Genomic DNA, 17,752 nt, shown 5'->3' on the forward strand with positions numbered 1-17,752 from the left:
ATCCTGTTGTTGGAGTCAGTCCTGAGTATGGCCCAAGCGCCCTAACTGATAATTGCCGCTGAGCACGTTCTGCCACCACTGGCGGTTAAGCAAATACCATTCCACGGTCTTGCGTATCCCGCTTTCAAAGGTCTCCTGTGGCGTCCAGCCGAGTTCGCGCTGTATTTTTGACGCATCGATGGCGTAGCGGCGGTCGTGTCCGGGCCGGTCCTTGACGAAGGTGACCAGCTCCCGATAGCTGGCAAGCCCCGCCGGACGCTCATCCGCAGCCAGTTCGTCGAGCAGTTGGCACAGAGTGTCGACGACCTCGATATTGCGTTTCTCGTTGTGCCCGCCAATGTTGTAGGTCTCACCCACCGCTCCCCGGGTGGCTACCTCAATCAGCGCCCGCGCGTGGTCCTCAACGTACAGCCAGTCACGCACCTGGCCGCCGTCGCCGTAGACCGGCAGCGGTTTGCCTTGCAGTGCATTGAGGATCATGTGCGGAATCAGCTTTTCCGGAAAGTGATAGGGCCCGTAGTTGTTGGAGCAATTGGTCACCACCACCGGCAGGCCAAAGGTACGCTGCCAGGCGCGTACCAGATGATCCGATGCCGCCTTGCTGGCAGAGTAGGGCGAGCTGGGGGCGTAGGCGGTGGTCTCGGTGAAGAGGTCGTGATCGCCCTCAAGGTCACCGTACACCTCGTCGGTAGAGACATGGTGAAAGCGAAAGGTCGCGCGGCGCTCGGCTGGCAGGCTCAGCCAGTATTCGCGGCAGGCTTCCAGCAGGCTGTAGGTGCCGACAATGTTGGTCTGGATGAATTCGCGCGGCCCGTCGATGGAGCGGTCAACGTGAGACTCGGCGGCCAGGTGCATGACGATATCCGGTTGAAAATCGTGCAGCAGCGCGCTCATGGCGGTCTGGTCGCCGATATCCTGACGAGCAAAGCGGTAGCGGGGTGACTGCTCTACCGGGGCCAAAGACTCCGGGTTGCCCGCGTATGTCAGTTTGTCGACGTTCAGCACCTCATGCGCTGTACTGGTAAGCAGGGTGCGGACGACCGCAGAGCCGATAAAGCCGGCGCCGCCGGTGATCAGGAATTTTAGGGTGCGGTGGGACTGGGGCACTGAGGTTGCCTCTTGTTACGGACCAGTGTTGACCCGTGGTTGGAGCCGTTTAACGGCGACACGTCGCATCGAAAGCCAGGATTCTTGACGGTTTCGCCAGGGCGTAATGGTAGCTCATGTGGTTTTTTAACGTTACTCTGGCATAACTGTTTGAATTTAATTTAAATTTTTTGCTTGGCTGGAAAATTGCTTGCGTTTTAGTTGTTCGCTATTTTTCGGCACAATGCCAAGCGTTGGCGTTGCTCTGTTCGTGAGTGCTCCTTGAGAGGGATAAAACAATGAAAGCTGTCATTCTTGCCGGTGGGCTAGGCACCAGAATCAGTGAGGAGTCGCATTTAAAGCCCAAGCCCATGGTAGAGGTGGGTGGTAAGCCCATCATCTGGCACATCATGAAGATTTATCAGCATTTCGGGATTACCGACTTTGTGATTTGCCTCGGCTACAAGGGGTACGTGATAAAGGAGTACTTCGCCAACTACTTCCTGCACATGTCCGATGTGACCTTTGATATGTCGGAAAACCGCATGCACATCCATGAACGCCATGCCGAGCCGTGGCGCGTGACGCTCGTGGATACTGGCGAGTCTTCCGGTACTGGTGGGCGGCTGAAGCGGGTCCGCGAGTACCTGGGTGATGAGCCGTTCTGCTTCACTTACGGCGATGGTGTCGCTGATATCAACCTCAGTGAGCTGGTTGCCTTCCATAAGCAGCATGGCAAGCTGGCTACCGTGACGGCGGTCCAGCCCCCCGGACGTTTTGGCGCGCTGGACATCAACGGTAACCAGGTCTCGGGGTTTCAGGAAAAGCCTTTGGGAGATGGCGGCTGGATCAATGGTGGTTTTTTTGTCCTGCAGCCTCAGGCGTTGGACTACATCGCCGACGACTCGGTGACCTGGGAGTTTGAACCGATGCGCCGGCTGGCTGCTGAGGGGCAGCTTATGTGTCATTTTCATCACGGCTTTTGGCAGCCGATGGATACCTTGCGTGATCGTAACTTTCTGGAAGAGCGCTGGAAAAGTGGCGCTGCGGAGTGGTGTCTGTGGGACTGAACGCAGAGTGCTGGAAAGGGCGCACCGTCCTGCTGACCGGGCACACCGGATTCAAGGGTGGCTGGCTTGCAATTTGGCTGCAGATGCTGGGCGCCCGGGTGTATGGACTTGCCCTTGAACCGGCAACAGCGCCGTCGCTCTGGCAGGTGGCGCGGCTTGATGCTCAGGTAAATGGCGATTACGTCGATTTGCGCGATCAGGCTGCGCTGGTGGATACGGTGCGCCGCGTTGACCCAGACGTGGTGTTTCATCTGGCCGCCCAGCCGCTGGTCAGAGCCTCCTATCGCGACCCGGTGGAGACCTACGCAACCAACGTCATGGGCACAGTGCACCTGCTGGAAGCACTGCGTTCCAGCCAGCGGCTGAAAGCAGTAGTCGTGGTGACAACCGACAAGTGTTACGAGAACCGTGAGTGGCTCTGGCCTTATCGCGAGCAGGATCGACTGGGTGGCATCGACCCCTACAGCAACTCAAAAGCCTGTGTCGAACTGGTGTGCAACAGCTATCGACAATCTTTCCTTGCGGCCAACGGCGTGCAGTTGGCTACCGCGCGTGCTGGCAATGTGATTGGCGGCGGCGATTGGGCTGAGGAGCGCTTGCTGCCTGACGTGCTGCGCGCCTGGGACGCGGGGCAGGAGCTGGTGCTGCGCTATCCGCAGGCCACCCGGCCCTGGCAGCACGTGCTGGAGCCGCTATGCGGCTATCTGTTGCTTGCCCAGCGGCTGCTGAGCAAGCCTGACGAGAACATTGAAGCGTGGAATTTCGGGCCTGACGCGGCCGGTGTGGTCAGTGTCGGTGAGCTGGTCGAGCGGCTCGCCCGGCTTTGGCGAACAGGGCCAGTGAGTTGGCGGGTTGCCGAGCAGACGCAACCCCATGAAGCCTCCCTCTTGGCGCTGGACTCCTCCCGTGCCGGCCAACTGCTGGGCTGGCGCAACCGCTGGGATGTGGAAGCCGCATTGCAGCGCACGCTTGAGTGGCATTGGGGATGGCAAGAGGGTGCTGATCTGGTTGAGTTGTGCAGGCAGCAGATACGGAGCTATGAAAGGGCGCTGCCATGAGTGATGCGAGAAAGCAGGCGCTACGAGAGGAAATAGCCCAGAAGGTGAGGGAGTATGCTGATCTGAGCTTTGCCGCGCCCGAGTTTGTTCTGGGGCAGACGACGGTGCCGCCGTCAGGCAAGGTGATCGGCGCGCCCGAGCTGGAGATGATGACCGACGCGGTGCTGGACGGCTGGCTGACCACCGGGCGCTTTAACGCCGCATTTGAAAAACGGTTGGCCCATTATCTGGGCCGGCGCTGTGTGCTGACTACCAACTCCGGCTCATCAGCCAATCTGCTGGCCTTTTGCGCCTTGACCTCTCCTCGACTGGGCGAGCGCGCCATATTGCCGGGCGATGAGGTGATCGCGGTTGCCGCCGGCTTTCCTACCACGGTCAACCCGATTATTCAGTGCGGTGCGGTGCCGGTGTTTGTGGATATTGACCTGGCCACCTGCAATATCGACTCGTCGCAAATCGAGGCGGCGATCAGCCCCAAGACCAAGGCCATCATGCTGGCTCATACACTTGGCAACCCGTTTGATCTGGCAACCGTACGCGCCTTGTGTGACAAGTACGGCCTGTGGCTGGTAGAGGATTGTTGCGACGCCCTGGGCGCGCATTACGACGGTAAGATGGTCGGCTCCTTTGGCGATATTGGCACCTTGAGCTTTTACCCTGCGCACCACATCACCATGGGTGAGGGCGGCGCTGTATTCACCAACAAGCCGCTGCTGAAACGGATCATGGAGTCCTTCCGGGACTGGGGGCGCGACTGTTACTGCCCACCGGGCGAGGATAATACCTGCGGCAAGCGCTTCGACTGGCAACTGGGTGCTCTGCCGGCCGGGTATGACCATAAGTACACCTATGCCCACCTTGGCTACAACCTCAAGATCACCGATATGCAGGCTGCCTGCGCCTTGGCGCAAATGGACCGAGTCGACGAGTTTATTGCTGCCCGGCGTCGCAACTTTGCCTGGTTGCACAAGCGTCTTTCCGGCTTGTCGGACTACTTGATTCTTCCTGAAGCAACGCCTGGCAGCGATCCTTCCTGGTTTGGCTTTGTGCTGACCCTGCGTGATGGCGAACGGCATCGCCGGGTTGATCTGCTACCGTTTCTCGACAGCCAGGGCGTGGGCACGCGCTTGCTGTTTGCCGGCAACCTGTTGCGTCAGCCCTATATGCAGGGCAGAACTTATCGCTCTGTCGGTGATTTGCCGGTGACTGAGAAAGTCATGCGCGACACCTTCTGGGTAGGTATATGGCCGGGGTTGGGGGGGCCGCACCTGGAGCATATCGCCCGCAGTCTTGAGACGTTTTTTGCGAGGATTGTGTGATGCGCGCCTATATCCTGTGCGGAGGGTTGGGGACGCGTCTGCGTGAGGTGACCAAGGGCAGACAGAAGGCCATGGTTGACGTTAACGGCGAGCCGTTTTTGCTGCTGCTATTGAGGCAGCTCAAGGCCGCCGGTATAGAGCATGCGGTGCTCTGCGCCGGGTACCGTGCTGATCAGCTGGAGACAATGCTCGCAGACCTGTCGCAAGGCGCTGAGTTACCGCTGGACCTGGTCATCGAGCCGCATCCGCTTGGGACCGGCGGGGCGCTACTCAACGCCCTGCAGCAGCATCCTGTAGATGCGCCCTATCTGGTGCTCAATGCCGATACCTATCTCACTCATGATGCCTTCCGCTTGCGCAGCGATGGTGTCGACAGTGTGATAGTGGGGGTGGAAGCGGTCGATCGTGCGCGCTTCGGCAGTCTGCGGGTAGCGGATGATGGGCATGTGCTCGAGTTGTTGGAAAAAGGCGAGACTGGCCCAGGATTGGTTAACGCCGGAGTGTATTGTTTCACCCCTGCCGCAATGGCTGGGGAGCAACCGCGTCCCTGTTCGATGGAGCTGGACCTTTTACCGGCACTGATAGCGCGTGGCGAGCTGCGAGCCGCTCCCTACGCTGGCTCTTTTGTCGATATTGGAACCCCGGAGGCACTTGCCGCCTTCAAAGCCTCCTCGGATAGGAGTGCGCAGCAATGAGCCGGTTACTGGATATGCTCACGGTCCGGGTGGATGAGACGATTCTTGACGCGGTGAAGTGCATCGAGTCGGGAGACCTGCAGATTGCCTTTGTCGTTGAGGCGCAAGAGCGTCTGGTGGGGGTCGTGACCAACGGTGATGTGCGGCGTTATTTGCTGCAGGGCGGCGACACCAAGCTGCCGGTCACCGCGTGCATGAATCGCAACTTCCGCGCGGTTGGACTGGGCGCCACGCGTGAGCAGTTGTTGAAAACCTTTGATTTGGGCTACAACGCGCTGCCAGGGTTGGACGCCAACGGGCGTCTTTGCGAGATTTATACCCGACAAATGACGGCTAGCCCGGAAGTGCCGGTGCTGGCGCGTGCTCGTGCGCCGGTGCGAATGAGTTTTTGTGGCGGCGGCGCGGATCTGACCTACTTCTTTGTTGATCATCCTGCTGCCGTGCTCAGTTGCACGGTAGGGCTCTACGCGCACGCGACACTGGTACCGCGCGATGACGCCAGTGTGCATATCTACTCCGAGGATATTGCGCACGAGGAGCATTACCCGAGTTTGTCGCAGCTGCTGACAAGTGAGCACAAGAGCCTGCTGGCAACTATTGTCTCGGTCATTCGGCCTGCCTATGGTTTTGATCTCTATTTGCGGTCTGATTTTTCCGTGGGGTCTGGTCTGGGCGGCTCCTCGGCGGCAACCACGGCGATCATCGCAGCCTTCAATGAGCTGCGACAGGATCGTTGGAATACCTATGAAATAGCCGAGTTGGCCTTTCAGGCAGAGCGGCTGTGCTTTGGCATTGCCGGCGGCTGGCAGGATCAGTACGCGTCTGCGTTCGGCGGCTTCAATCTGATCGAGTTCGAGAACCAGCGTAACCTGGTGCACCCCATACGCCTTGAAGAGGCGGCCCGGTTCGAGCTGGAGGCCTGCCTGGTGCTTTGCGACACGGGCGCGCTGCATGACTCGGGACAATTGCACGAAATGCAGCGCCAGGAAATGGAGGCGGAGCTTTCGCAGACCGATCTACTGCGCGAAAGCGTGACGCTGTGTCGGCGAATGCACCGTCACCTCATTCGCTGCGAGCTGTTTGATTTTGGCCTATGCCTGCATGAAGCCTGGATGCTTAAAAAGCAGTTTTCCTCCGCCGTTAGCGACGACAAACTGGATGATATTTACGCCAAGGCGAGGGGTGCAGGCGCACTCGGTGGCAAGTTGCTGGGGGCCGGCGCCGGCGGCTTTTTCCTGTTCTATGTACAGCCCCAACATCGTCAGGCAGTTGTTCGTGCCATGCATGAGATAGGCTGCTCGACAACCAATTTTCGATTTGAATCCAGTGGCGTGACCTCATGGCGGACAAAAATACAATGACTGGCGCAAGCATGGATATCGGTGGGTTTTCCGTCGGCAGTGATCGGATATTCGTTATTGCCGAGGTGGGCAATAATCACAATGGCTCGCTCGATCTCGCCAAGCAGCTGGTCAATGCTGCCATCGCGGTGGGTGCCGACTGCGTCAAGTTTCAGCTGCGCAACCGCGCCGCACTCTACCGCAGCAAGGCTGATGGCTCACGTGCCGAAGACCTGGGTGTGGAGTACATTCAGGACCTGCTGGACAAGGTCGAGCTGACACTGGCAGAGCACAGGGAGTTGCGCGACTACTGTTCGAGCCAAGATATTCTTTATCTCTGCACGCCTTGGGATGAGGCCAGTGTTGATGCGCTGGCCGACTTCGACCTGCCTGCGGTCAAACTGGCTTCGGCAGATTTGTGCAATCCCTACCTGATTGCCAAGGCAGCGACCTTGGGCAAGCCGATGATTCTCTCCACGGGTATGTCATACGAGCATGAGGTGGTGGCTGCGATTGAGCAATTGCGAGCCTTGCAGGTGCCTTTTGCCTTGCTGCATTGCAATAGTGCCTATCCGGCGCCTGAGACGGATATTCAGCTCAGTTACATTGCTCGCTTGCGTGAACTGCACGGTTTGGTTGGCTATTCGGGGCATGAGCGAGGCATTGCCATTTCATTTGCCGCGGTCGCATTGGGTGCCAAGTTGCTTGAGCGACACATCACGCTGGATCGGAATATGGAAGGGCCGGACCACCTGGCAAGCCTTGAGCCAACCGAGTTCAAGCAATTGGTAGACGGCGTTCGACAACTGGAAAAGGCGCTACCCTGCGCAGGTATGCAACGTCAGGTTAGTCAGGGAGAGCTGCTTAACCGCGAGAATCTCGGCAAGAGCGTGATAGCCGCCACCAAGATCAACGCAGGGGAAGTGTTCACGCAGGATAAGCTGCGGATTGCCAGCCCCGGTCAGGGAGTGCCTCCCTATCGTCTAGCAGACCTGCTGGGGCGTTCTGCTTGCCGTGATATTGAACAGGGCGACTTCCTGTTCGAGAGTGATATTGCCGGTGCAGGGCAGGAACAGTTGGTGTTTGACTTGCCGATACGCTGGGGCGTTCCAGTACGTTACCACGATTTTTTGCAGTATCGCGCGCGTGTCTCACCCGATTTGTTTGAGTTTCACCTCTCGTATCGCGACTTGTCGGTCGACCCTGAACCCTATCTCGAAACGGTTACCTGCAATCGGTTGGTCGTGCATGCGCCTGAACTATTCGAGAATAGTGAGCTGCTTGATCTGGTTGCCGAGGATGAAGCCTATCGGCAGCGCTCCATCGTCAACCTGCAGCGGGTGGTGGATGCGACTCAGCGTATTGCCGCTTTTTTCCCGCAGGCAGATGCGCAGCTGATTGTGGCCAACGTGGGTGGCTTTTCCGCTGACGCGCCGCTGCCCGTGGAGCAGCGCGAGGCGCTTTACGCGCGCTTTCGCGACTCGCGCGCGCAGATTGACTTTGGCTCCACCGAGCTAATTCCGCAGAACATGGCGCCGTTCCCCTGGCACTTTGGTGGCCAACGCCACCAGAACATCTTCATGATGCCGGACGAGCTGGCGCAAAAGGCGCAGGAATTGGAGTTGCGCCTTTGTCTGGATCTCTCCCATTTACAGATGACTTGTTTTCACTTTGGTTTGGATTTTCAGCAGGCATTGCGGCGCTTGTTACCCCTGTCCGCTCATCTGCATGTGGCCGATGCCAAAGGCTCCAACGGCGAAGGCGTACTGATGGGCACAGGCGATGTGGACTGGCCGGCCACCTGGGCGCAGGTCGGGGCCAGCGATGTCAGCTTCATCCCAGAAGTCTGGCAAGGCCACAAGGATCATGGTGCTGGGTTTTGGTCAGCGTTGGCCTACTTGCAATCTTTATGAGGAATTCAGTTATGTTGGACACCCCCTTGAGCCAGCGTCTGGAAAGCTTGTTGTCTGAGCCGTTGGAAGTGGTACGCCGCCGCCAGCAGCATAGTCTAGAGCAGTTGATTGGCGGGCTGGATTCTCCTTTCGTTCTTTTTGGCGCCAGCCATCTGGGTCGCAAGGCTCTGGTGGCCCTCAAACAGATGGGATTTGTGCCGCGTGCGTTTATCGACAACAACCCTGCGGTGTGGGGCACAGAGATTGACGCCGTGCCGGTAATGAGCCCGACGCAGCTCGCCGAGCAAGACAAGGACAATCTGCCTAGTGTGATCTGCACTATCTGGAGCGGACATATCAGCGATCGTATGTCAGACCGTCTTGTACCGCTGCGACAGAGGGGGTTCAAGCGGATCGCGCTATTTGGTCATCTTGCTTGGCGATATCCCGATACCTTTTTGCCCCACTACTCGCTGGACTTGCCAGAGAAGGTCATCCTGCAGGCTGAGCAGGTAAGAAGGGCTTTTTCTTTGCTATGTGACGAGCAGTCCAGGCAGATGTTCGTGGATCATGTCGAGTGGCGCTTGTCGCTTGATCACGATTTGCTGCCGATTGCCTCCGCCCGGCAAATTTATTTCGATGATCATTTCAGCACCCGTATTGTCGACGAGGTGATATACGACGTTGGCGCATTTGACGGCGACACCGTCAAGGACTACTTGTCAACGGGGCGTGGGTACCGCGAGATTCACTGCTTTGAACCTGAAGCCAGTAACTATTCCAAGCTGACCGCCCGCCTGGCGCAGCTCTCTCTGTCGAATGTACATGCCCATTCTACTGCGGTGGGCGATTGCGCAGGCGAATCCCGTATTGAAGCTGAGCAGGGCGCATCTTCACGGGTTGGACACGGTGACCAAGTGGTGCGTATGACCACGCTCGATCAGATGAGCACCACCGGACTGCCTCCTACGTTTATCAAAATCGATATCGAAGGTTTTGAGCCGCAATGTCTGGCTGGTGGCCGTCGGGTGATTTCTGAGTGCCACCCGGTGATCGCGGTATGTGTGTATCACGAGCAAGATCATCTGTGGAGCATCCCGCTGCAATTGCACGAATACTATCCGCACTACCACTTCAGTCTCTGCCCGCACTTGGCGGAGGGCTGGGACCTAGTGCTGTATGCCGTGCCGAAAGACCGCCTTCCAACTTGACCTGTGCTGTGAGTAACCCCATGCGTGTTGCCGACTATATATTTGAGTTCATTGCCAAGCAGGGCGTGGAGCATATTTTCTTTCTACCTGGCGGTGGCGCGATGCACTTGAATAATGCGCTTTATCGTCAGACTCGGCTGACGCCTGTCAGTATGTTGCACGAGCAAGGTGCGGCGATAGCGGCGGAGGGCTATGCGCGCACCTCGGGCGGTATCGGCGTGTGTCTCGTGACCTCCGGCCCCGGAGCAACCAATGCCCTCACGGGGCTGGCAGGAGCCTGGTTCGAATCGACCCCGACACTCTTTGTTTCAGGCCAGGTAAAGCGTGCGGATCTGAAGGGCGACAGCGGCCTGCGCCAACTGGGTACTCAGGAGCTGGATATCGTCAGTGTGGCTGGGCCCTTGAGCAAGTATTCAGTATGCCTGCTGGATCCCTTGCGCGTGCGTTATGAACTGGAGAAAGCCCTGCATCTGATGCTCAGCGGACGTAAGGGCCCGGCATGGATTGACGTGCCTCTGGATGTGCAGGCAACCGAGATAGATCCACAGCAGCTGGAAGGCTTCATCCCGGATGAGACTGAGCTGCTGCTGCCGGATGAAGCGGCACTGGCACGGCTGATCGATCGGTTGCGGTCCGCGCAGCGTCCGGTACTGCTGGTCGGCAATGGCGTGCACGCAGCCGGGGCAGAGGCTGAGCTGCGGCAACTTATTGAGAGCTTGCGCATCCCGACCCTGACGACCTGGATTGGCGGTGATCTGTTGGAGCATGATCACCCGCTTTACGCGGGTCGCTGTGGCACGGTCGCGCCGCGTGGCCCTAACTTCTCGGTACAAAATGCCGACATGGTGCTGGCCATTGGCTGCCGGATGGATTTTTCCATTACTGGCTTCAACCGCAAGCACTTTGCCCGTGGCGCCGAGATCGTCGTGGTTGATGTGGATCCCGCCGAGATAGCCAAACTGGGTGATATGCCAGACGAACGCTTTGTTTGCGACGCAAAGGTCTTTATCCAGCAGTTGCAGCGGGTCAGTGCGGGAGCCTCCCTGAAGTGCGATGCATGGCGTTCGCGCTGCGCCGAATGGAAGGCATCCTACCCTGTTGTGCTGGATGAGTATCGACAGCCGAGTGACTATGTTAATACCTACGTATTTACCGAAGTGCTTTCCGAGTTACTCGTTGAGGGCGACCAGATTATCCCCGGCAGTTCAGGTGCAGCGCTGGACACCTTCTGGCTGGCGCTGCGCCTTAAGCGCGGCCAGCGAGCGGTTGCCACCGGTGGACTTGGCTCCATGGGCTACGGGTTGCCTGCCTCCATCGGCGGGTGCCTGGGTAGCGGCAGCCGCCGTACGGTTTCCATCGATGGCGATGGCGGCTTTGTGATGAATATTCAGGAGTTGGAAGTGGTTCGGCGCCTGCAGCTGCCAATCAAATATTTTGTGCTCAATAACAACGGTTATGCGTCAATTCGCGCATCCCAGGGCGGCTATTTCAAGCAGACAATTGGCTGTGACCCAACCTCTGGCCTGACGTTGCCGGACATTTCGGCTTTGGCCGCGGCCTTTGGTCTACCCGTCTTGCGGGTCGATGGCACTGGCGACCTGCGCGCTACTATTGGGCAGGCGCTGGTGCATGAGGGGCCTGTGGTGTGTGAAGTGATGGTCGAGCCGGATCAAGCAATTGGCCCGCGCATAACCTCGCGCATCGGACAGAACGGCGCCATGGTTTCCAGCCCGCTGGAAGACCTCTTTCCCTTCCTGGAGCGTGATGAACTGCGCGCCAATATGCTTATCCCGTTGGTGGAGGACTGAGATGGCTGACTTTCTGAGTGCCTATGCCGAGGGCGGCCTGTATACCATGCAGGGGAGGCTCAGCGCGCCCGAAGCGGGGCGCTTCCAGTCCTTTCCTCGCCGTCATTGGCGCCTGGAAATAGAGCGTGCGGCGCAGATTGGTCTGCGCGGGATCGAATGGATTTACGATCTCTACGGTGAGGGCGCAAATCCGATAGAAACTGAAGAAGGGCGCCAGGAATTACTCTGCTTGCTTAAAGAGCACGAGATTGCGGTGGTATCGGTTTGTGCCGACTATTTCATGGACCGCCCACTGTTACGCACCAGCGCTGGGGAGCGTGCTGCTTTGCTTGAGCGCTTGGAATGGCTGCTTGCGGTGTGTGGAGAGCTTGGAGTAGGGCGTGTGGTTTTGCCCTTCGTCGATGCCTCGAGTATTCGCAGTGACGCGGAGCGAGCGGAGGTGATTAAAGCATTGCGTCAGGTATTGCCCAGCGCCGAACGGCATGCGGTAGAACTGCACCTTGAAACCGACCTTGCCCCTGATACTTTTCAACGACTGCTTTCGGCGCTTGAGCATCCTCTGGTCCGCGTCAACTATGACGCGGGCAACAGCGCTTCGCTGGGGTATTTGCCTGCAGATGAGTTTGCGGCCTATGGCTCGCGCGTGGGCAGTGTGCATATCAAGGACCGTCAGCACGGTGGTAGCACCGTTGAGCTGGGCCAGGGTGACACCGATTTTCGTAGCCTGCGCGAGCAATTGATCAAGTATGACTACCGCGGTGACTTCGTGCTGCAGGTCGCGCGCGGTGAGCCAGGGGACGAGCCGCGCTGGCTTGCGGAAATGGCCAGCCTGGCAGCGCAATGGCTGCGCGGCTTTGCCCTGAACGACGACAAGAGAGCGCTATCGTGAAGGTTCTGTTCTGTGGGCTGGGTGGTATCGGGCAGCGCCATCTGCGTAACCTGCGCTTGTTGCTGGGTGACACGCTGGAGGTGCACGCCTATCGGGTACGAAGGCAGCGTATCAAGCTGCTGGATAACCTCACAGTCGATGAGGGAGCGGATCTGGAAAAGGATTACGCCATTCAGGTACATCACGAGCTGGCAGATGCTCTCGCGCAGCAGCCTGAGGCGGTTTTTATCTGCAACCCTAACGCGCTGCATGTACCTGTGGCACTGGAATGCGCGCGGGCCGGCGTTCCGATATTCATGGAAAAGCCGTTAGCAAGCGATTCGAACGGTCTGGATGAACTGCTGGCCGAGGTTCAGAAGCGCGAGCTGCTGTTCCATGTCGGTTATAACTTCCGCTTTCATCCTGGCTTACAACGGCTCAAGGCCTTGCTTGATGACGGCTTTTTTGGACGGCTCGTGAGCGTACGCTCAGAGATTGGCGAGTATCTGCCCAATTGGCACCGCTACGAAGATTACCGGCAGATGTACGCTGCGCGCGCTGATCAGGGTGGCGGGGTGATCCTATCTCAGATCCATGAAATGGATCTGATTTATTGGTATTTCGGCTTGCCCCACAGCCTGTCGACCCATGGCGGGCATTTGAGCGGCCTGGAGATTGATGTTGAGGACAGTGCCTCTTCGTTGATGCGGTTTGACGGTGAGCGTGGCTGTTTCCCTCTCCTGCTGCATCAGGATTTTGTGCAGCGTCCTCCGTCGCGCAAGTTCAGGATAGTTGGTGATGCCGGCTGTGCAGAAATGGATCTGATTGCCAATCGCTTGTATGTCTATGACCAGGCGGGGGAGCTGTGCGAGCAGAATGACTTTGCCGACTTCAAACGCAATGACATGTTCCTGGCACAGGCTCGGCACTTCCTTGAGTGTTTGGCTAACGGGAGCAAGCCGGTAGTCGATCTGGTCGATGGCATGCAAAGTTTGCGTATGGCCTTGGCAGCGCGGCGCTCTCTGCGTGAGGGATGTGAGGTGCAGTTGAGTGAGGTGAGCATTCATGGCCAGCGTTGAAACGCTATTTCGCCTGGATGGCCGGGTCGCGGTGGTTACCGGCGGCGCAGGATTGCTGGGTTATCAGCACGCAGCCACCATCGCTGCGCTAGGTGGCTTACCGGTACTGCTTGATATCAATGCCCAAACACTTGCCGATAACGCCACCAGACTGGAGGCGGAAACAGGGTGCAAGGCGCTGACGCTGGTTGCAGATATCACTGATATCGACGCGCTGCGCGCAGCTTGGGAGCAGTTGCAGGCGCACCACGAGCGCGTAGACATCCTGATCAACAATGCGGCGCGTAATCCGAAGGTGGAGAACGCCGGTGGGCAGGACTTTTCCCGTTTAGAGCACTTCCCCTGGGAGCAGTGGCGTCTGGATCTGGACGTGGGTCTGGGCGGTGCCTTCAATTGTGCAAAGGTCTTCGGTCAGCAAATGGCGCAGCAGGGAGGCGGGGTAATCATCAATATTGCCTCTGACCTGGGCGTCATAGCGCCCGACCAACGCCTGTACCGTAAAGAAGGTGTTGAGCCGGATAATCAGCCTGTGAAACCGGTTACCTACTCGGTGGTCAAGCATGGGCTGATTGGCTTGACCAAGTATCTGGCGACCTACTGGTGCGAGCAGGGCGTGCGCTGTAATGCGCTGTCACCGGGCGGTGTGTATGCGGGGCAAAGCGACGTATTTGTTAGCAAGCTGGCGCAGCTTATCCCGCTTGGCCGAATGGCTGACGAGGATGAGTACCGTGGCGCGATTGCCTTTCTGTGCTCTGACGCTTCGTCCTATATGAATGGGGCGAACCTTGTGATAGACGGAGGGCGCAGTACATGGTGACCCGAGAGCCCATTGCCTCCGCCTGCATCTGTTGCGCAAGCACTAATCTAAATCGATCACCCGCAGTGCTAATGCCTTTCGTCGCCTACCGTGCGTTTGGTCATCAACCGGTTGAAATTACCGTCGATTGGGGGCTGCGTGATCTTCGTCAGGGTATGGCTTACAGCCTCTGTAACTCGCTGCAATGTCAGGATTGCGGTGTACTCTTTCTTGACTATCGATTTACCGATCAGCAGATGGCCGCGCTCTATCAGAACTACCGTGACGCGACCTATAACGCTCAACGAATACACTTTGAACCTGGTTACGCTAACGTTGCAGCGCATTATCAGCAGCGTGCAGATTACATTGCGGAAGTGGAGGCCTGGCTCGAACGGTATTTGCCACCTGAACCCCGCGTGCTTGATTGGGGCGGTGATACTGGTATCAATAGCCCGTTTCTGGGTCGTGCGGCGCCACTGCATGTCTATGATATTTCAGGCGTTGATGTGCTGCCTGGGGCCACTCGCATTGGCGCTGAACACCTGAAGCGACAGCATTATGACCTGGTGGTATGCAGTGAGGTGCTAGAGCACGTGCCATTCCCCTTGGAGTTCTTGCAGCAGCTGAGCCCCGTACTGGACTCGGATACTCTGCTGTATCTTGAGGTCCCTCACGAAGCACTGATCAGAGAACACCCCGACAATCGCCAACTTGCCCCGCTGAAGCGGCATTGGCATGAGCACATCAACTTTTACACTGAGGACGCTGTGCGCTGCATGCTCAAGCGCCTAGGGCTTGAGGTGGTGGAATGCCTGCATCTGCCAGTGGATATCGGTTGGACGAAAAGTGAGGTTCTTGGTGTGCTGGCAAAGCTGTCTCGACGAGAGTGAGCTGATCATGAGCACATGCACTCCGCAACGCCACCCGGTTATCGAGGAAGACCTGCATGCTATCTTTCAGCTGGGATTGGACTGGTCTCGTTTCGCCGGAAAGCACATTCTTGTTACTGGAGCGACCGGATTTCTTGGGGCCTACCTGGTGGAGTACCTGGCCTGGCTGAATGAGGGCAAGCTTGACTCCCCGGTCATTATCCACGCGATGGCGCGGACAGATTTGAAAGTTCAGCAGCGTTTTCCGCATTTGCTTGAGCAGCCCTGGTTTACACCCATTGTTCAGGACGTTTGTGCCCCTGTGTGCTTGGGCAGGCTCGATTTTGTCATCCACGCGGCCAGTCCGGGTAGCCCCAAATACTACCTGCAGGACCCCGTCGGTACCGCCAACGCGAATGTTCTGGGCACCTCCAATTTGCTCGAGTTGGCACGTCGGCATGGTGCTCGGTTGCTGTTCATGAGCAGCGGTGCCGTATACGGCAATGGTGATGGTTCGGCGGCTATTACCGAAACTGATTTTGGCACCCTTGACCCCCTTGATCCGGTCGCCTGTTACGGCGAGAGCAAGCGTATGGGCGAGTCCTTGTGCGCCTGCTACCAACGACAATATGGGGTGCATGCCGTAATTGCGCGCATCTCACACACCTACGGCCCCGGGGTGGATCTGGATGATGGGCGGGCGCTGGCCGACTTCCTCGCTGATGCTTTGGCTGGCAGGGACATCGTATTACTGAGCGACGGAAGCAGCAGCAGGCCATTTTGTTATGTAGCTGATATGACGGCAGCTTTTTTGCTGCTTCTGCTCGAAGGCAAGGGTGGCTCGGCTTATAACGTGGGTATTGATGAGGAAATGACTATTCTGGAAGTGGCGCAGTTGATTGCGCGATTGTCTCCCTATCAGGGGTTGCAAGTCCGATGCAGTGGTAGTTCAGCGAAGAAAGCCGAGTTCCGTCCCAGCGGGCACTTCGATCTAGGCAAAATGGCCAAATTGGGTTGGCGGCCTTCTACTCGGCCCGAGATCGGTTTTGCGAGAATGTTGCGATATTTCACTAGTGTCTTATGAGAGAGCGCTCGATGTCTGAAAATAAGCAGAACGCACTACTGGCGGCTAAGCAGAAGCTTGGCTCTGGCTTGATGTCGACACTGGATTACATAAGCGAAATCAACGACTACCATAAGCGCCTTTTTGATTACCCTGACTTTCTCTATGGCACCGACGTTGAAAGTATTTCCATTACCCCGAATGGGGTGATTATAAGATCGCTCGAACACGGTATTGCAATGTACATGGATGCTGTTGACCTGCATGCAACACCCTACGCCTTGCTCGGTTTAGGTGGTTATGAAGCGAATGAAACGGCCTTTCTTAAATCGGTTTTCAACGATGGTGATCTGTTCCTCGACATTGGTGCCAACCTCGGCTGGTATTCTCTTGTACTCGGAAAGCATTCGCCCGGCGGAAGTATATATGCGTTTGAGCCCGTTCCCGGCACGGTGTCCAGGCTTGAGAAAAACATTTCACTGAACCAGCTGAATAATGTGCAAGCGCTATGCCTGGGGCTGTTCAACAAGGAAGATGAGTTGGCGTTTCTGGTGGCTGATGATGTTTCTGGAGCCACTTCCTTGAAGATGACGGGGCAGGAGCGTGGCGCCATGCCGATACGCGAGGTGCTCTGCACAACCAGTACGCTGGATAATGTGTGCAAGCAGCGAGGGCTGGTTCCCACCGTCATGAAGATCGATGTTGAGGGCGCGGAATTGATGGTAATCGAGGGCGCGCTGGATACCTTGAAGCAACGGCCGATCATCCTGATGGAGCTGCTTAGGAAGTGGTCCCTTGTGTTTGGTTACCACCCGAATGATGTGTTTGCGTTGCTGGCATCCTTTGGTTACCGGGCATGGGTATTTTCCTCTGAACATACCGGTCTACTGGAGCCGTGTCATGCGGTGACAGACGATACGGTACAAACCAATTTCGTTTTCATGCACCCCGACAGGCACAGCGAGGTTATCGCGCGGTGGCAATCAGGTGACGATGGTCGATGATACGTCTATTGGGTTGCGCGCTTGCGCGGCGCGTTGAAAGTCCGGCCTCTGACTTTAGCTGCATATTCCAATCGCGAACTATATTGCTGACGCTTTACTAGGTGGGGGTTGGCACTGGAGAACAATATGAATGACTGGGCCTTGATTGCAGGTGGCCGTTGCCAGGGAGCCCCTTGGCGCATAGGTATTGCAGGTGCCGCATTGGAGGATCTGAATCAGTCTTTTCTGCTTGCTGATGACGACTGGCGCCAGATACAGGGACTCCTTAACTGGCTCCCATTGAAAAGCTATGGCGATGCGAACGGTTTGATTTTTGATCGTATTGTCAGCGCTGACTCAGCAGACCAGTATCAGGCTGTATTGTTGGTAGCTTGGCGTCGCGATAGGCAGGTCACGCTGGCCCTGTCAGGTCATGAACAGCTATATCTCTTTCTGCCAGAGGCAATGGAGTATCCGACCGAAAAGTTTGCGCGCGTGTTCCTGCCTCCGGGTCAGCGAGGTGAAGCCACTGCACAGGTTCAATTGACACAGCCAACTGACCTGCCGCACTCCGGCTTAAAGGCACGCGCCTTCGTGAAGGGCCAGCCGCGG

The 17,752-nt window shown here is 57.4% G+C and carries 15 protein-coding genes; 14 read left to right on the top strand and 1 reads right to left on the bottom strand.

Features of this window, described 5'->3' with window-relative positions:
* Positions 1 to 15: 15 nt before the first annotated feature.
* A complete protein-coding gene (rfbB, locus tag BM116_RS04405) occupies positions 16 to 1,107 on the bottom strand; it encodes a dTDP-glucose 4,6-dehydratase (RefSeq protein ID WP_235846690.1) in 1,092 nt (363 codons plus the stop codon).
* Positions 1,108 to 1,385: 278 nt separating this feature from the next.
* Here rfbB and rfbF point away from each other — a divergent pair, with 278 nt between their 5' ends.
* The 14 genes from rfbF (at position 1,386) to BM116_RS04475 (ending at position 17,161) form a co-directional block, all read left to right on the top strand.
* On the top strand, positions 1,386 to 2,156 hold the full coding sequence (rfbF, locus tag BM116_RS04410; protein WP_083723542.1) for a glucose-1-phosphate cytidylyltransferase: 771 nt from the start codon (positions 1,386 to 1,388) through the stop codon (positions 2,154 to 2,156).
* Entirely contained in the window at positions 2,138 to 3,214 is a 1,077-nt protein-coding gene (gene rfbG, locus BM116_RS04415) for a CDP-glucose 4,6-dehydratase (protein WP_211276230.1), read from the top strand. Before rfbF ends, rfbG begins: the two co-directional genes overlap by 19 nt.
* Positions 3,211 to 4,533, top strand: coding sequence for a lipopolysaccharide biosynthesis protein RfbH (rfbH, locus tag BM116_RS04420; RefSeq protein ID WP_083723538.1), 1,323 nt, complete (start codon positions 3,211 to 3,213; stop codon positions 4,531 to 4,533). Before rfbG ends, rfbH begins: the two co-directional genes overlap by 4 nt.
* Positions 4,533 to 5,228: a sugar phosphate nucleotidyltransferase gene (locus tag BM116_RS04425; protein ID WP_083723536.1), complete on the top strand. Its 696-nt coding sequence runs from the start codon at positions 4,533 to 4,535 to the stop codon at positions 5,226 to 5,228. Before rfbH ends, BM116_RS04425 begins: the two co-directional genes overlap by 1 nt.
* Positions 5,229 to 5,242: 14 nt before the next feature.
* Positions 5,243 to 6,589, top strand: coding sequence for a GHMP family kinase ATP-binding protein (locus tag BM116_RS04430; RefSeq protein ID WP_235846701.1), 1,347 nt, complete (start codon positions 5,243 to 5,245; stop codon positions 6,587 to 6,589).
* A complete protein-coding gene (locus BM116_RS04435) occupies positions 6,586 to 8,481 on the top strand; it encodes an N-acetylneuraminate synthase family protein (protein WP_083723532.1) in 1,896 nt (631 codons plus the stop codon). Before BM116_RS04430 ends, BM116_RS04435 begins: the two co-directional genes overlap by 4 nt.
* 11 nt (positions 8,482 to 8,492) lie before the next feature.
* A complete protein-coding gene (locus BM116_RS19100) occupies positions 8,493 to 9,671 on the top strand; it encodes an FkbM family methyltransferase (protein WP_169847213.1) in 1,179 nt (392 codons plus the stop codon).
* A 20-nt stretch (positions 9,672 to 9,691) separates the two neighbouring features.
* Positions 9,692 to 11,479 carry a thiamine pyrophosphate-binding protein gene (locus BM116_RS04445; RefSeq protein WP_083723528.1) on the top strand — a complete coding sequence of 596 codons (1,788 nt, stop codon included), beginning with the start codon at positions 9,692 to 9,694 and terminating at the stop codon, positions 11,477 to 11,479.
* Between the two features lies 1 nt (position 11,480).
* Positions 11,481 to 12,368, top strand: a complete 888-nt coding sequence (locus BM116_RS04450; protein WP_083723526.1) for a sugar phosphate isomerase/epimerase family protein — start codon at positions 11,481 to 11,483, stop codon at positions 12,366 to 12,368.
* Positions 12,320 to 13,426, top strand: a complete 1,107-nt coding sequence (locus BM116_RS04455) for a Gfo/Idh/MocA family protein (protein WP_217648996.1) — start codon at positions 12,320 to 12,322, stop codon at positions 13,424 to 13,426. The genes BM116_RS04450 and BM116_RS04455 overlap by 49 nt, the downstream gene beginning before the upstream one ends.
* Positions 13,413 to 14,243, top strand: a complete 831-nt coding sequence (locus BM116_RS04460) for an SDR family oxidoreductase (protein ID WP_083723522.1) — start codon at positions 13,413 to 13,415, stop codon at positions 14,241 to 14,243. The genes BM116_RS04455 and BM116_RS04460 overlap by 14 nt, the downstream gene beginning before the upstream one ends.
* Positions 14,244 to 14,314: 71 nt before the next feature.
* On the top strand, positions 14,315 to 15,115 hold the full coding sequence (locus tag BM116_RS04465) for a class I SAM-dependent methyltransferase (protein WP_235846691.1): 801 nt from the start codon (positions 14,315 to 14,317) through the stop codon (positions 15,113 to 15,115).
* Positions 15,116 to 15,122: 7 nt separating this feature from the next.
* Entirely contained in the window at positions 15,123 to 16,178 is a 1,056-nt protein-coding gene (locus BM116_RS04470; RefSeq protein WP_083723518.1) for an NAD-dependent epimerase/dehydratase family protein, read from the top strand.
* A gap of 11 nt (positions 16,179 to 16,189) precedes the next feature.
* Positions 16,190 to 17,161, top strand: coding sequence for an FkbM family methyltransferase (locus BM116_RS04475; RefSeq protein ID WP_169847212.1), 972 nt, complete (start codon positions 16,190 to 16,192; stop codon positions 17,159 to 17,161).
* Positions 17,162 to 17,752: the final 591 nt, after the last annotated feature.

This window comes from Halopseudomonas pachastrellae (assembly GCF_900114765.1).
In the GTDB taxonomy this organism is placed as follows: domain Bacteria; phylum Pseudomonadota; class Gammaproteobacteria; order Pseudomonadales; family Pseudomonadaceae; genus Halopseudomonas; species Halopseudomonas pachastrellae.

Bases quoted from the DNA above. Each gene is read 5' to 3' on its own strand.
- BM116_RS04425 (WP_083723536.1), top strand. From the start codon at position 4,533: ATGCGCGCCTATATCCTGTGCGGAGGGTTGGGGACGCGTCTGCGTGAG.
- BM116_RS04460 (WP_083723522.1), top strand. From the start codon at position 13,413: ATGGCCAGCGTTGAAACGCTATTTCGCCTGGATGGCCGGGTCGCGGTG.
- BM116_RS04470 (WP_083723518.1), top strand. From the start codon at position 15,123: ATGAGCACATGCACTCCGCAACGCCACCCGGTTATCGAGGAAGACCTG.
- BM116_RS04445 (WP_083723528.1), top strand. From the start codon at position 9,692: ATGCGTGTTGCCGACTATATATTTGAGTTCATTGCCAAGCAGGGCGTG.
- rfbH (WP_083723538.1), top strand. From the start codon at position 3,211: ATGAGTGATGCGAGAAAGCAGGCGCTACGAGAGGAAATAGCCCAGAAG.
- BM116_RS04435 (WP_083723532.1), top strand. From the start codon at position 6,586: ATGACTGGCGCAAGCATGGATATCGGTGGGTTTTCCGTCGGCAGTGAT.
- BM116_RS04455 (WP_217648996.1), top strand. From the start codon at position 12,320: ATGGCTGCGCGGCTTTGCCCTGAACGACGACAAGAGAGCGCTATCGTG.
- BM116_RS04465 (WP_235846691.1), top strand. From the start codon at position 14,315: ATGCCTTTCGTCGCCTACCGTGCGTTTGGTCATCAACCGGTTGAAATT.
- BM116_RS19100 (WP_169847213.1), top strand. From the start codon at position 8,493: ATGTTGGACACCCCCTTGAGCCAGCGTCTGGAAAGCTTGTTGTCTGAG.
- BM116_RS04430 (WP_235846701.1), top strand. From the start codon at position 5,243: ATGCTCACGGTCCGGGTGGATGAGACGATTCTTGACGCGGTGAAGTGC.
- BM116_RS04450 (WP_083723526.1), top strand. From the start codon at position 11,481: ATGGCTGACTTTCTGAGTGCCTATGCCGAGGGCGGCCTGTATACCATG.
- BM116_RS04475 (WP_169847212.1), top strand. From the start codon at position 16,190: ATGTCTGAAAATAAGCAGAACGCACTACTGGCGGCTAAGCAGAAGCTT.
- rfbF (WP_083723542.1), top strand. From the start codon at position 1,386: ATGAAAGCTGTCATTCTTGCCGGTGGGCTAGGCACCAGAATCAGTGAG.